Source organism: Micromonospora sp. NPDC049679, assembly GCF_040659735.1.
GTDB lineage: Bacteria > Actinomycetota > Actinomycetes > Mycobacteriales > Micromonosporaceae > Micromonospora_I.
In genome coordinates, this window is sequence record NZ_JBFANZ010000104.1 from 1 (window position 1) to 1,033 (window position 1,033).

Annotated in this window: 2 protein-coding genes; both read right to left on the bottom strand. The window is 59.6% G+C overall.

The window, feature by feature from the left end; translation table 11 throughout:
• Positions 1-485, bottom strand: a 485-nt coding sequence (locus AB0J06_RS26450) for a hypothetical protein (RefSeq protein ID WP_357432395.1), incomplete at its 3' end; no start/stop codon positions are given.
• Positions 486-520: 35 nt separating this feature from the next.
• The coding region (locus AB0J06_RS26455) for a 3'-5' exonuclease (RefSeq protein WP_357432397.1) at positions 521-1,033 on the bottom strand (513 nt) is incomplete at its 5' end.

The window sequence follows — 1,033 nt, forward strand, 5'->3', positions numbered from 1 at the left end:
GGCAGGGTGATGCGCTCGGGCTCGCCCGGCTGCACCGCGGGGTTCTTGAACGAGATACGCGGCGCCGTCGCCAGGATGTTCTCGATGAACGAGCGGTTGTCGTGGTCGGTGTCATTGCTGGACGCCAGGGTGTTGAGCCAGCGCGAGCTGAGTACGCGCTTGCCATCCTCCATCTCGTCGCTGAAGAAGCAACCTTCCAGGGTGAGGAAGGTGCCCTTCGCGGCATCCGGGGCGGCCAGCGACTTCTTGCCGTTGCCCTTGACGAAGTTGGTCAGGGATTTACTCGCGGACTCGCCGCGGAAGGTGACGACGATCTCTTCGCCGGCTTTCACCTTGGGGTTGCTCTCGTTCAGCAGCTTCCCGGTCAGCTTGACCGCGCCGTTCGATTCCACGGCGGTGCTGACCTCGAACACGGCGCCGAAGGCGTCGTACTTCTTGTCGGCGCCGCCCTTGTTTACATCTTGGATACGCTTCAGCAGGGACATAGTGTGGTGCTCCTTGTCGGGGGATAAATCGTTGATTACGCCATGGAAGGACGACTGGAGCGGTTGGCCGCCAGTTCTTCGAGGTGTTCGAGGTAGGCCTCCAGCTGCTCATTGAGGTGGAGAACGCGCTGCGCTCGGGTTACCCCGACGTAGTTGACGTTGATCTCCTCGATCAGGTTGGTGTCGGCCTTGCTCATGTCGATCAACTGGCCGGTGTCGGAGTCGAGAAACTCCATGAAGTCGCCAGCCAGCTGGACATTGGGGAATTCGAGCCCTTTCGACTTGTGGCCCGTGGTGAGGATCAGACGGTTGTCCGCAACGTTGCCGTCTTCGACCGGTGCCAGGGCTGCCCGCTCGATTCGCTCCAACAAACCTGGGATATCCCGGCCATAGGCAGTGACGATCTTGCAGCGCGACTTAACTTCGCGGTCGTTGATCATTTCGGCGTATTCCACCAGCTCATCGAAGCTGCTGAAGGACCGGATGAATGGATCCTTCACCTGGCCTTTGATCGACAACTGATAGACGTCAAGGATCTGATCGAATCT